Raw genomic sequence first — 13,141 nt, forward strand, 5'->3', positions numbered from 1 at the left:
ATCGGCATAGGGGACGGCCATGAGGCCGTACCCCTGCCACACCACCCGGCATGCGGGTCCGCACCGGGCGGTTCGAGAAGTTGAGGTTATGAGAGACGAGGTACGCCGAGCCGGTCGAAGTATGCGATGGTCAGGGCGCTGTTGAGCAACTGGGCGCTGTTACGCCACCAACGGCGGCTGCTCGCCGCCGTCTGTCGCGCAACGTCGACCGACGCCCCCAACGCACGAAGTTCCCGGTAGATGGTCGGGCCCCGGCGCCAATGTTTAAGCTGGATAGCCCGCAGCCGGTGACGCAACCACTCGTCCAGTGCCAACCACACACCGGGCGTTTGCGCCAACCGGAAGTACGCCCTCCATCCCAACACATAAGCCCGTAGCCGTTCCACCACTTCGGGCATGCCGCGCCCGCCAGAGCGGCGGGTCAGTTCTCGAATGCGGTGTTTGAACGCCAGCAGCGGTTTGGCCGCCACCTTGCGTTTGACCACACCGCCCGCAGCTACCCACAGGCTGTAGCCCAGAAACTTGCGACCAAACACACTCGCCACGGCGCTTTTGGTCTCATTGACCTTCAGGCGCAGCCGACCATACAGGCGTCGCAACAGCGCCATCACCCGCTCGCCCGCACGACGGCTGCGAACATACACATTCGCATCGTCAGCGTAGCGGGCGAAGCAGTGGCCCCGCCGCTCCAGTTCCTTGTCCACCTCATCAAGCAGAACATTAGCCAGCAACGGGGATAACGGTCCGCCCTGCGGCGTGCCCTGATCCCGTTGCTGGACCACCCCGTCAGCCATGATGCCGCTGTTCAGATACGCCCGGATCAGCCCGATCACTCCGGCGTCCCCAATGCGTTTCTGCAAACGGTCGATCAGGATGTCGTGGTTGACCCGGTCGAAGAACTTCTCCAGATCAACGTCAACCACGGTTCGCCGTCCCGACTGCACGTACGATTGCGCGGCAAGCACCGCATCGTGCGCACGCCGTCCGGGCCGGAAGCCGTAGCTGTGCTCGCTGAAGGTAGGGTCCAGAACTGGCTGCAGCACCTGCAGCAGTGCCTGCTGGATCAGCCGGTCCGTCACCGTCGGGATGCCAAGCTCACGCTCGCCTCCGTCCGGTTTCGGGATCGCCACCCGTCGTACCGGACTGGGCCGGTACGTGCCCTTCAGCAATTGTTCACGGATCGCAGGCCACGCCGTCACCAGATGACGCGACGTCTGGTCAATGTCCAGACCGTCCACGCCAGCGGCTCCCTTGTTAGCCCGTACCCGCTTGAACGCCTGCTTCAGATTCTCTCTCGTCAGAGCCGCTTCCAGCAGCGCTGACCCTGTGTCCCCGGATTCATGTCGCGGGCAGCAGGCTTCGTCGCTAGCAGGTACGCGCGCAGCTTCACCGCGCGCTTCCCTCGCTCGCCCCGTTTGCACGGGCATCTGACGCACTGCCTGCCGCATCGACATAACGCTGGACACTCCTTTCCGTTCGGCCCTTCGTCACCAGCTTCCACCTCACCGGCTTATCCTGTGACTACTACGGCCTCTGCTGACTTCCCGCTCCGGCTCGACGCCGTTGCCCTTTCAGGCATGAGGCGGGATCTCCCCAGGTAAGAACGCACTCCTTCACTGCACAGCCGCCGGATCTACGCCGCCGCCCCTTGATCACGAGAGCTTCGCGGCTTTTTGCCCGCTCGCCCTGGACGGCACCGCCTTCTATCCGGTTCTTGTTCATCGGCTCGCAGTTTCGCTCCACGCTTCCTCCCCACACTCGGTCGCCCTCATGCAGTTGCGCTTCGCTTCGCTCGCTGTGATCAACTTGCGGTGGGACTTGCACCCACTAGAGTGCGCCCATGCTGGGCGCACAAAAAAAGCCCGGCCGGAAGACCCGGCCGGGCTCGTTCGCTGCGCACGCCGCGTTGCGGCGGCTGCGCAACGGGCAGGATTACTTCGCGTTCGCGAATGCGACTGCCGTATCCAGCATGCGGTTCGAGAAACCCCACTCGTTGTCGTACCAGCTCGACACCTTCACGAGGCGGCCCGACACCTTGGTCAGCGTTGCGTCGAACGTCGACGAAGCCGGGTTGTGGTTGAAGTCGATCGACACCAGCGGTGCGTCGTTGTAGCCGAGGATGCCCTTCAGCGCGCCTTCCGATGCTTCCTTCATGATCGCGTTGACTTCTTCGACCGTCGTGTCGCGCTTCGCGATGAACGACAGGTCGACGATCGACACGTTGATCGTCGGGACGCGGATCGCGTAGCCGTCGAGCTTGCCGTTCAGTTCCGGCAGCACGAGGCCGACAGCGGAGGCAGCACCCGTCTTCGTCGGGATCTGGCTGTGCGTGGCCGAACGCGCGCGGCGCAGGTCTTCGTGATAGACGTCCGTCAGCACCTGGTCGTTCGTGTACGCATGGATCGTCGTCATCAGGCCGGTTTCGAGGCCGATCTTGTCGTTCAGCGGCTTGACGAGCGGCGCGAGGCAGTTCGTCGTGCACGATGCGTTCGAGATGACCGTGTGCTCGGCCTTCAGCACGTCGTGGTTCACGCCGTAGACGATCGTCGCGTCGACGTCCTTGCCGCCCGGCGCCGAGATGATCACCTTCTTCGCGCCGCCCTTCAGGTGCGCGCTCGCCTTTTCCTTCGTCGTGAAGAAGCCGGTGCATTCCATCACGACGTCGACGCCCAGCTCGCCCCACGGCAGTTCTGCCGGGTTGCGGTTCGCCAGCACGCGGATCTTGTCGCCGTTCACGACGAGGTAGTCGCCGTCGACCGACACTTCGCCCGGGAACTTGCCGTGCGCGGTGTCGTACTGGGTCAGGTGCGCGTTGGTCTTCGCATCGCCCAGGTCGTTGATGGCGACGATCTCGAGATCGTGCTTCTTGCCGTTTTCATAGAACGCGCGCAGCGTGTTGCGGCCGATACGGCCGTAGCCGTTGATTGCGACGCGGATCGTCATGGTCTATCTCCTGATGGCTGAAAAAAATTCGTTTCGTGCAGCTTCACGGTGCGACGCGCGCGACGGGTAGCGCGCGCCGCGAATGCTTTTAGGCCAGCACGGTCTTCGCCGTCTCGACGACGTGCTCGACAGTGAAGCCGAAGTACTTGAACAGCACGCCGGCCGGGGCCGATTCGCCGAACGTGTCGATCCCGACGACGCCGCCTTCGAGGCCGACGTACTTGTGCCAGAAGCTCGTCACGCCCGCTTCGATCGCCACGCGGCGCACGCCGTGCGGCAGCACGCGTTCGCGGTATTCGGCGTCCTGGCGGTCGAACACGTTGGTCGACGGCATCGACACGACGCGCGCCGCGATGCCCTGCTGCGCGAGCGGCTCGACGGCCTTCATCGCGAGTTCGACTTCCGAGCCCGTCGCGATCAGGATGATCTTGCGCGCGACGATCTCTTCGTCCCAGTCCTTCAGCACGTAACCGCCCTTCTCGATGTTCGCGATCTGCGCATCGGTACGCGGGTTGAACGCGAGGTTCTGGCGGCTGAAGATCAGGCTCGACGGACGGTCGGCGGCGACCGCGTGGGTCCACGCGACGGCCGTCTCGACCGTGTCGGCCGGGCGCCACACGTCGTGGTTCGGGATCAGGCGCAGGCTCGACACGTGCTCGATCGACTGGTGCGTCGGGCCGTCTTCGCCGAGGCCGATCGAATCGTGCGTGAACACGAAGATCGACGGCACCTTCATCAGCGACGCGACGCGCAGTGCGTTGCGGCTGTAGTCGGAGAACGTCAGGAACGTGCCGCCGAACGGCTTGTGGCCGCCGTGCAGCGCGAGGCCGTTGATCGCGGCGCTCATGCCGAATTCGCGCACGCCGTAGTTGATGTGGTTGCCGAGCAGCACGCCCGCGCCTTCCGGATTCGCGCGCACCGCCTTCGATGCCTTCCAGTTGGTCAGGTTCGAACCGGTCAGATCGGCCGAGCCGCCGAGCAGTTCGGGCAGCGCAGCGGCGAGGCCTTCGATCGCCTGCTGCGATGCCTTGCGGGTCGCGACCGTCTCGGCGCGCTCGTTCGCGCCGGCGATGATCGCCGCAGCCTTCTCGGCCCAGTCGGCCGGCAGCTTGTTGGCCATCCGGCGCTCGAATTCCGCGGCTTCTGCCGGGAATTTCGCGCGATAGGCGGCGAACGTCGCGTCCCATTCGGACTCGGCGCGCTTGCCGGCTTCCTTCGCATCCCATGCCGCGTAGACTTCCGGCGGGATCACGAACGGCTCCCAGGTCCAGCCGAGCGCCGCGCGCGTCTTCGCGATTTCTTCCGCGCCGAGCGCCGCGCCGTGCACGTCGTGGCCGCCGGCCTTGGTGGCCGCGCCCTTGCCGATCACCGTCTTGCAGCAGATCAGCGTCGGCTTGTCCGACAGCTTCGCCTTCGCGATGGCCGCGTCGACCGCGTCGACGTCGTGGCCGTTCACGTTCGGGATCACGTTCCAGCCGTACGCTTCGAAGCGCTTCGGCGTGTCGTCGTGGAACCAGTTCACGACGTCGCCGTCGATCGAGATGCCGTTGTCGTCGTACAGCGCGATCAGCTTGTTCAGCTTCAGCGTGCCCGCGAGCGAGCAGGCTTCGTGCGAGATGCCTTCCATCAGGCAGCCGTCGCCGAGGAACACGTACGTATGGTGATCGACGATCTTCGCGCCGTCACGGTTGAACTCGTCGGCCATCAGCGCTTCGCCGAGCGCCATGCCGACGGCGTTCGCGAGACCCTGGCCGAGCGGGCCGGTGGTCGTCTCGACGCCCGGCGTGATCCCGTATTCCGGGTGGCCCGGCGTCTTCGAGTGCAGCTGGCGGAAGTTCTTCAGCTCTTCGATCGGCAGGTCGTAGCCGGTCAGGTGCAGCAGCGAGTACAGCAGCATCGAGCCATGGCCGTTCGACAGCACGAAGCGGTCGCGGTCCGCCCAGTGCGGGTTCGTCGGGTTGTGCTTCAGATGGCGCGACCAGAGCGCGACGCCGATTTCGGCCATGCCCATCGGCATGCCGGGGTGGCCGGAGTTCGCTTGCTGGACGGCGTCCATCGCGAGCGCACGGATCGCGTTGGCCATCAAGGTGGTGGAGGCGGGAGACGAAGTCGTCATGTCGAGTCCGGAGAACGAGTCGAGGAAACGGGAGCACGGCGGCATCCGAAAGCTCGAGCGTCAATCGTTCCGGGCGCGCGATGCGGCGCCTGACGGACGCGAAGCGGACGGAGCCTACGGACGGGGCTGCAAAGCTCGTCATTTTAACAGATGGCCCGACATTTCCCTTGTCGGCGCGCGCTGTTCCGGCACGCTTTTCCATCGACGCGCACGCCTCCTATAATTCAGGCGTCGGAACTGCCCGCCCCGAGCGGCCCCGCCCGTGAGCACGACCCTCCTTTTTCATCCCACGCCCGACGCCACCTACGGCTTCCCTAATGCCCGGCGGCTTGCACACGTCGCATCGCCGCACCAGCACATCGAGGTCTGGGAAACGCCGCAGCTCGGCCGCCTGTTCACGCTGGACGGCCGGCCGATGACGTCGGTCGGCGACGAATACGTGTACCACGAGTGCATGACGCACCCGGCCGCGCTCGCGCATCCGTGCCCGAAAAAGGCGCTCGTGCTCGGCGGCGGCGACGGCGGCGCGGCGCGTCAGCTGCTCAAGCATGCGTGCATCGAGCGGATCGTCGTCGCCGAGCTCGACGACGAAGTGGTCGGCATGGCGCGCCGCTATCTCGACGACGTGCACCAGGGCGCGCTGGACGACCCGCGCGTGGAAGTCGTGATCGGCGACGCCGCGCACTTCGTCGCGTCGACCGTCGAGCATTTCGATCTCGTCGTGTTCGATCTCACGCCGCCCGATTCGCCGGCGGCCGGCCTCTATACCCGCGAGTTCTACAGGCGGCTCAAGCGGATCCTCACGCCGCGCGGCGCGATCTCGATGCACCTCGGCTCGCCCGTATTCCATGCGCCGCGGATCGCCGCGCTGCTCGACGACCTGCGCGCGTGCTTCGCGGTGGTCGATCCGCTGTCGGCGCACGTGCCGCTGTACGGCTCGCAATGGCTGATGGCGATCGCGAGCGACACGCTCGACGCGGCCGCGCTGTTCGCGCACGACGTCGACGAACGGCTCGCCGCGCGCCGCGTGCACGGCTTGCGCTACTACGATGCGCGCCTGCATGCGTCCCTCTTTGCCCTGCCGCGCGCGCTGCGCGATACACTGGGCGCTCGCCGCTGAGCTTCCGGGCGGCCGCATCGTTCCGTTGTTCCATCGCGCGTGCGTCCGCGCCCGGCCGTGACCGGCCGTCGCCGGCCGTCGCTGGCGCACCGGCATGCAGGCCCGGAACGCTACCGGAGGGCCGCCGAAGTACCCGCATCACCCCCGCTGTTCGTTCGACAGGAGATTTTTCATGACCGATCCACGTCCGGCCGACGTGCCTTGGTTGACGCCTTACCTGGCTGTCCGCAATGCGCAGGCGGCCATCGACTTCTTCAAGGCCGCATTCGGTTTCGAGCTGCGCGACGTGCTCGACGAGGACGGCGCGATCATGCACGTCGAGATGACCTACCGTGGCCAGCTGATCGTGATGTTCGCGCCGGAAGGCGCGTTCGGCTCGACCGCGCTCACGCCGAAGCATGCGAACGCAACCGCGCCGCAGTCGTTCTATCTGTATGTCGACGACGTCGACGCAACCTGGCAGCGCGCGCTCGATGCGGGCGCAAAGTCGCTGACCGCGCCGCAGGATCAGTTCTGGGGCGATCGCTTCGCTCAGATCGAGGATCTCGACGGTTACCGCTGGGCGCTCGCGCGCCGCCTGCGCACATGAGCGGAGCCGCACCACGCATGAGTGAAGCCACCACCACCGCGGCCGTGCCGCGCTTTTTCGTCGAAACCGCGCTGCGCGCCGATGCGACGCTTGCGCTGCCGGCCGACGTCGCGCGCCACGCGCAGGTGCTGCGCCTGCAGCCCGGCGACGCGCTCGCGCTGTTCGACGGCAACGGCGGCCAGTACCGCGCGCGGCTCGTCGAGATCGACAAGCGCAGCGCGCTCGCGCAGATCGAAACGTTCGACCCGACCGAAGCGGAGCCGCCGTATCGCGTGACGCTCGCGCAAGGCATCGCCGGCGGCGACAAGATGGACTGGGTGATCGAGAAAGCCGTCGAGCTGGGCGTCGCGGCGGTCGTACCGCTGTCGACCGCGCGCGGCGTCGTGAAACTGTCGGGCGAGCGCGCCGACAAGCGCGTCGCGCACTGGCGCGGCGTCGTGCGCGCATCGTGCGAACAATGCGGGCGCAACCGCGTGCCCGACGTCGCCGACGTGCGCGGCTTCGGCGCGTGGCTCGATACGCTGCCGGCCGCAGCGGCCGACGGCGAGCTGCGGCTGTTGCTGTCGCCGCGTGCGAGCATCCCGTTCGCGTCGCTGCCCGATGCGCCGCCGGCCGCGACCGTCACGCTGCTGATCGGGCCGGAAGGCGGGCTGTCGCCTGACGAGGAAAACGCGGCGCGCGCGCGCGGCTTCACCGCGCTGTCGCTCGGGCCCCGCGTGCTGCGCACCGAGACGGCCGGCGCGGCCGTGCTCGCGGCGCTGGCCGCGCGCTGGGGCGGGTGGTGACACGCCGCGCGTGCCGGATCAAACGCCGATATCGACCCATGACGGGCTGCGCGGGCCCATCCCTGCGCGGGTCCATCCATTTCGTACGGACGCAAAAAAGCCCGCGTCGCACGCGGGCTTCTTGGTGGCTCGACCGCACGCGCGGCCGACGGTTTCGCGCTTACGCGAACGAATAGAACACGCGGAACGCGACCTTGCGCTCGGCCCAGAACTCGGCGGCTTCGCGGAACACGTCGAGCAGCGTCTCGCGCCCTTCCTTGTCGAATTTCTGCGCGATCGGCAGCCCTTCGAGGACGATCACGAAACCGGGCTGCGCGCCCGCCTTCGCGACCAGGTCGGTCAGGCAGTCGTACAGCGCGTCGTAGTTCTTGCCGAAATGCTTCGGAAACAGGAACGACGTCGCGATCGTCTCCATCACTTCCTGCTTGGACTGCGCGGCGCCGCAATACGCATACAGGAAATGCTGGCCGAGCCGAGCGGCTTCGTCGGCGAGATCCTGCACGCGGAACGCGCGGATCGACTGCACGAGATTGGGTCGCACGGTCGTGAAAAGGCTCATAGGCTCCTCGTTCGATGAAGGCCCGGGCTCGGCTTCCTGTTGCGCCGGCGCGCCGCCAGCCTGTGCCGCCGCGTGTAATTGCATCACGCGCTGAAACAGATTGCCGTCGCCGGCCGCGAACAGTTCCGCCGCCGCCGTATCGTGCGCGTAGATGGAGTCGCTCATTCCGTTCATCCCGAAGTCATTCAACAATACGTTTAAAACTGGTGTAGTGGTCGTCGGTGTAATAACAGTTGTCGACCCGCCGCAACGGCCCGCCGCAGACGATCCGGCGCGCACCGCGATTGCGTGCGCGCGGCGTCGGCACCGTGTACTCGTGATAGAAGCCGCGCTTCGCTTTCGGCAGGATCCGCTCGCGGTTGCCGAATACGACGCCGTCTTTCTCGTACGGATAGGGGCCACCGGCGCCGATCAGGCCAAGCGTGGTCACGGCCTCGCGCGGCAGACCGGCGGTCGGGATCGTATCGAGCCCGCCGGCGGCCATGTCGGCTGAAACGGCCTGCCGTGCGTAAGCGGCGGAAACCAGACTGCCCGTCGGCGTGCCGACGATACCCATCGCGAACATCGCGAAGACGGACGCGAGCGCGCCGTTGCGGAGCCACTTGCGTGCCATGAACCGGGGTTCCCGCTGTTAAATCAAGTAGTTGACGACCAACGAAGGCGTTAGCGTAGCGCTATTGTCCGCGCGAATCAATGTTCGTTTGGGAATCGAAAGCCGCACGCGACGCCGAATCGGGCATTTTTTACCGAAATTACACTACATTTATCTTACATGAGATAAAATGCGGGCAGCATCTCTCGCATGGCGAGAATCTGCCTCCTTGCCACGCTCGTTACCCAGAGTGGAGAGATGCTGCTGTTGCTTGCGGGAAGCGCGTTCGAGCCGTGCCCGGCGGCGTGCCCATTGCGGGCACGCCTCTTTTTGCTTTTGTTTACAATTTTTCCCGGCGCGCCGCACCGGTTCGACCGGTACGGCACATGGGGCCGGGTCAGCGCGCGGCGTTCACGTCGGCGACCAGCAGCGCCGCCATGTTGACGATGCGGCGAACGGTCGCGGATTCCGTCAGCACGTGAACCGGCTGCGCGGCGCCCAGCAGGATCGGCCCGATCGCGATGTTGTTGCCGGCCGCCGTCTTCAGCAGGTTGTACGCAATGTTCGCCGCGTCGATGTTCGGCAGGATCAGCAGATTCGCTTCGCCTTCCAGCGTCGATTCCGGCAGGATTTCCTTGCGCAGCGCCGCGTCGAGCGCGACGTCGCCGTGCATTTCGCCGTCGACCTTCAGCTCCGGCGCGCGTTCCTGCAGGATCGCGAGCGTGTCGCGCATCTTCTGCGCCGACGGTGCGTTGCTGGTGCCGAAATTCGAGTGCGACAGCAGCGCGACCTTCGGCTCGATGCCGAAACGGCGCACTTCTTCCGCCGCCATGATCGTGATCTCGGCGAGTTGCTCCGGGGTCGGATCGACGTTCACGTGCGTGTCGACGAGGAAGATCTGACGGCCCGGCAGCACCAGGCCGTTCATCGCCGCGTACACGCTGCAGCCGGGGCGCTTGCCGATCACCTGGTCGATGAAGTGCAGGTGGCGGTGCGTCGTGCTGATCGTGCCGCAGATCATTCCGTCCGCTTCGCCCTTCTTCACGAGCATCGAGCCGATCAGCGTCGTGCGGCGGCGCATTTCCACGCGTGCGAGCTGCTCGCTGATGCCCTTGCGCGACATCATCTTGTAGTACGTCTGCCAGAAGTCGCGGTAGCGCTCGTCGTGTTCGGTGTTGACGACCGTGAAGTCGGTGCCGGGCGTGAGGCGCAGGCCGTAGCGCTGGATACGATGCTCGATCACCGCCGGACGGCCGATCAGGATCGGTTTCGCGAGCTTCTCGTCGACGATGATCTGAACCGCGCGCAACACGCGCTCTTCTTCGCCTTCCGCGAACACGACCCGCTTCTTCTCTTCCGGCGCGACGCGCGCGATCTGGAAGATCGGCTTCATCGTCGTGCCGCTGTGATACACGAACTGCTGCAGGTGCTGCTTGTACGCGTCCATGTCCTCGATCGGGCGCGTCGCGACGCCGCCGTCCATCGCGGCCTGCGCGACGGCCGGCGCGATCTTCACGATCAGGCGCGGATCGAACGGCTTCGGAATCAGGTAATCGGGCCCGAACGACAGATCCTGAATGCCGTACGCGGTCGCGACGATGTCGCTCTGCTCCTGCTGCGCGAGCTGGGCGATCGCATTGACGGCCGCGATCTCCATTTCACGCGTGATCGTCGTCGCGCCGACGTCGAGTGCGCCGCGGAAGATGAACGGGAAGCACAGGACGTTGTTGACCTGGTTCGGGTAGTCGGTGCGGCCCGTGGCGAGCACCGCGTCCGGGCGCACTTCGAGTGCGAGTTCCGGCAGGATTTCGGGGGTCGGATTCGCGAGCGCGAGAATCAGCGGGCGCTCGGCCATGCCCTTCACCATCTCCGGCTTCAGCACGCCGGCAGCCGACAGGCCGAGGAAGATGTCCGCGCCGTCGATCACTTCGGCGAGCGTGCGCGCTTCGGTTTCGCGCGCGAAACGCTCCTTGTCCGGGTCCATCAGCTCGGCGCGGCCCTTGTACACCACACCGGCCAGGTCGGTCACGGTAATGTTCTCGAGCGGCAGGCCGATGTCGACCAGCAGGTCGAGACACGCGAGCGCCGCCGCGCCCGCGCCGGACGCGACGAGCTTGACCTTCTTGATGTCCTTGTTGACGACCTTCAGGCCGTTCGTGACGGCCGCGGCCACGACGATCGCGGTGCCGTGCTGGTCGTCGTGGAACACCGGGATCTTCATCCGCTTGCGCGCTTCGCGCTCGACGATGAAGCAGTCCGGCGCCTTGATGTCTTCAAGGTTGATCCCGCCGAAGGTCGGCTCCAGCGCGGCGATCACGTCCACCAGCTTGTGCGGGTCCGACTCGTTCAGCTCGATGTCGAACACGTCGATGCCGGCGAACTTCTTGAACAGCACCGCCTTGCCTTCCATCACCGGCTTCGACGCGAGCGGGCCGATGTTGCCGAGGCCGAGCACGGCCGTGCCGTTCGTGACGACGCCGACCAGGTTGCTGCGCGCGGTGAAGCGTGCGGCGTTCAGCGGGTTCTCGACGATTTCCTCGCACGCATACGCCACGCCCGGCGAATACGCGAGCGCGAGATCGCGCTGGTTGATCATCTGCTTGGTCGGGGCGATCGCGATCTTCCCCGGGGTCGGGAATTCGTGATAGTCGAGAGCGGCTTCGCGGAGCTTGGCTTTGGAGGAGGCTTGAGTCGACATGTGTCTGGTGACGGGCGGATTAGAATAACTGCTCGACGGCATTGTAGCGCCAATCGAAGCCCGTCTGACCGGCGATTCGGGTGCGACAGCCGCGACAAAATGTACTGAACGGTGCAGGAACGCCGCCGTTCGCCTCGTACAATGCCGTTCCGTCAACCGCTTCGGATCTCCCGCCGTGCCAGCCGCCCTTTCCGAGTTCTCGCTGATCGATCGCTTCTTCGCACGCCGTGCCGCCCGGGGGCCGCGCGCGTCGACGCTCGGCATCGGCGACGATTGCGCGCTGATCGCGCCGCGATCCGGAAAATTGCTGGCCATTTCGACGGACATGCTGGTCGAAGGCCGCCACTTCTTCCCCACTGTCGCGCCCGACGCGCTCGGCCACAAGACGCTCGCGGTGAACCTGTCCGATCTCGCGGCGATGGGCGCCGAGCCGCGCGCGTTCACGCTCGCGTGCGCGCTGCCGCGCGCCGACGCGGCGTGGCTCGAGGCCTTCAGTAACGGCCTGTTCGCGCTCGCCGAGCGGTTCGGCTGCGAGCTGATCGGCGGCGACACGACGAGCGGGCCGCTGAACCTGTGCGTGACGGTGTTCGGCGAAGTCGCGCCGGACGCCGCGCTGCGACGCGATGCCGCATGCGACGGCGACGACATCTGGGTGTCCGGCACGCTGGGCGACGCGCGCGCCGGGCTTGGTCTCGCGCGCGGCGAATGGACCGCCGGCGCGGCCGAGGCCGCCGCGTTCCGGCAGGCGCTCGAGCGGCCGGAGCCGCGCATCGCGCTCGGCCTCGCGCTCGCCGGCATCGCGCATGCGGCGCTCGACATCTCGGACGGCCTCGCCGGCGACCTGCGCCACATCCTGACCCGCTCGAACGTGCGCGCCGACATCGATGCCGACGCGGTGCCGCGCTCGGCCGCGCTCGCGACGCTGCCGCCCGCCGTGCAGCGCCAATGCACGCTGGCCGGCGGAGACGACTACGAACTGTGCTTCACCGCGCCCGTCGCGGCCCGTGCAGCGGTCGACGCAGCCGGCGCCAGCGCCGGCGTTCCGGTCACGCGAGTCGGTACAATACGCGCGTTGTCGTCGCCGTCGGAGCAGCCCGCGATCGCGTGGCGCGACGCCGCCGGCACGCCCCTGACCCTCACGTTGCACGGTTTCGATCACTTCCATGCAGACTGACCCGACGACCGCGCAACCGGCGGACGCGCCCCGCGCCGCGCGGAACGTGCCGCAGCGTGCCACCGCGCGCTTCATGCTGTCGCACCCGGCGCACATCGTGTCGCTCGGCTTCGGCAGCGGGCTTGCGCCGATCATGCCCGGCACGTTCGGCTCGCTGTTCGGCTGGCTGACGTTCGTCGTGCTGAACCGCTATCTGACGGTGCCCGAATGGTGGGCGCTGATCGCGCTCGGGTTCGTCGGCGGCGCGTGGCTCACCGGCTTCACCGCACGCAGGATGGGCGCGGCCGATCCGGGCGCCGTCGTGTGGGACGAAATCGTCGCGGTCTGGCTCGTGATGCTGTTCGTCACGCCCGCGACCTTCATCGGCCAGCTGTGGGCCTTCGTCGCGTTCCGGCTGTTCGACATGCTCAAGCCGCCGCCGATCCGCTATTTCGACCGCCGCATGACCGGCGGCCTCGGCATCATGATCGACGACCTGGTCGCCGCCTTCATGACGCTGCTGGCAATTGCCGTGTGGCGCTCCGTCATCGGCTGACCGATTTCCCGACTTTCGTTTTCCGACGCG

Annotated in this window: 11 protein-coding genes; 5 read left to right on the plus strand and 6 right to left on the minus strand. The window is 66.7% G+C overall.

Going from position 1 to position 13,141, the window contains the following annotated elements; all coding sequences use genetic code 11:
- Positions 1-86: 86 nt before the first annotated feature.
- From ltrA to tkt, 3 genes are all read right to left on the minus strand, one after another.
- Positions 87-1,454, minus strand: a complete 1,368-nt coding sequence (ltrA, locus tag O1Q03_RS20135; protein ID WP_269504403.1) for a group II intron reverse transcriptase/maturase — start codon at positions 1,452-1,454, stop codon at positions 87-89.
- Between the two features lie 478 nt (positions 1,455-1,932).
- Complete coding sequence (gene gap / locus O1Q03_RS20140) at positions 1,933-2,943, minus strand: type I glyceraldehyde-3-phosphate dehydrogenase (RefSeq protein ID WP_006485712.1); 1,011 nt, start codon at positions 2,941-2,943, stop codon at positions 1,933-1,935.
- An 88-nt stretch (positions 2,944-3,031) separates the two neighbouring features.
- Entirely contained in the window at positions 3,032-5,104 is a 2,073-nt protein-coding gene (gene tkt / locus O1Q03_RS20145; protein WP_269505672.1) for a transketolase, read from the minus strand.
- A 217-nt stretch (positions 5,105-5,321) separates the two neighbouring features.
- Between tkt and speE the strand changes: the two genes are divergently transcribed.
- The 3 genes from speE (at position 5,322) to O1Q03_RS20160 (ending at position 7,553) form a co-directional block, all read left to right on the plus strand.
- On the plus strand, positions 5,322-6,179 hold the full coding sequence (speE, locus tag O1Q03_RS20150; protein ID WP_269505674.1) for a polyamine aminopropyltransferase: 858 nt from the start codon (positions 5,322-5,324) through the stop codon (positions 6,177-6,179).
- Positions 6,180-6,351: 172 nt separating this feature from the next.
- A complete protein-coding gene (locus O1Q03_RS20155) occupies positions 6,352-6,768 on the plus strand; it encodes a VOC family protein (protein WP_269505675.1) in 417 nt (138 codons plus the stop codon).
- 17 nt (positions 6,769-6,785) lie between these two features.
- On the plus strand, positions 6,786-7,553 hold the full coding sequence (locus tag O1Q03_RS20160; RefSeq protein WP_269505677.1) for a 16S rRNA (uracil(1498)-N(3))-methyltransferase: 768 nt from the start codon (positions 6,786-6,788) through the stop codon (positions 7,551-7,553).
- 160 nt (positions 7,554-7,713) lie between these two features.
- Here the strand turns inward: O1Q03_RS20160 and O1Q03_RS20165 are convergent, their stop codons facing one another.
- The 3 genes from O1Q03_RS20165 to O1Q03_RS20175 all read right to left on the minus strand — a co-directional run bounded on the left by O1Q03_RS20165 (position 7,714) and on the right by O1Q03_RS20175 (position 11,444).
- Positions 7,714-8,277, minus strand: a complete 564-nt coding sequence (locus tag O1Q03_RS20165) for a barstar family protein (RefSeq protein ID WP_269505679.1) — start codon at positions 8,275-8,277, stop codon at positions 7,714-7,716.
- Between the two features lie 16 nt (positions 8,278-8,293).
- Positions 8,294-8,725: a ribonuclease gene (locus O1Q03_RS20170; protein ID WP_269505681.1), complete on the minus strand. Its 432-nt coding sequence runs from the start codon at positions 8,723-8,725 to the stop codon at positions 8,294-8,296.
- A gap of 376 nt (positions 8,726-9,101) precedes the next feature.
- Entirely contained in the window at positions 9,102-11,444 is a 2,343-nt protein-coding gene (locus O1Q03_RS20175) for an NADP-dependent malic enzyme (RefSeq protein ID WP_269505683.1), read from the minus strand.
- A gap of 133 nt (positions 11,445-11,577) precedes the next feature.
- On the opposite strand from O1Q03_RS20175, the gene thiL reads away from it, so the two are divergent.
- The gene (gene thiL / locus O1Q03_RS20180; protein ID WP_269505686.1) at positions 11,578-12,576 is read left to right on the plus strand and encodes a thiamine-phosphate kinase; all 999 of its coding nucleotides are present in this window, start codon (positions 11,578-11,580) and stop codon (positions 12,574-12,576) included.
- The gene (locus O1Q03_RS20185) at positions 12,566-13,111 is read left to right on the plus strand and encodes a phosphatidylglycerophosphatase A family protein (RefSeq protein ID WP_269505688.1); all 546 of its coding nucleotides are present in this window, start codon (positions 12,566-12,568) and stop codon (positions 13,109-13,111) included. The genes thiL and O1Q03_RS20185 overlap by 11 nt, the downstream gene beginning before the upstream one ends.
- Positions 13,112-13,141 lie beyond the last annotated feature (30 nt).

Source organism: Burkholderia sp. IMCC1007 (genome assembly GCF_027257875.1).
In the GTDB taxonomy this organism is placed as follows: domain Bacteria; phylum Pseudomonadota; class Gammaproteobacteria; order Burkholderiales; family Burkholderiaceae; genus Burkholderia.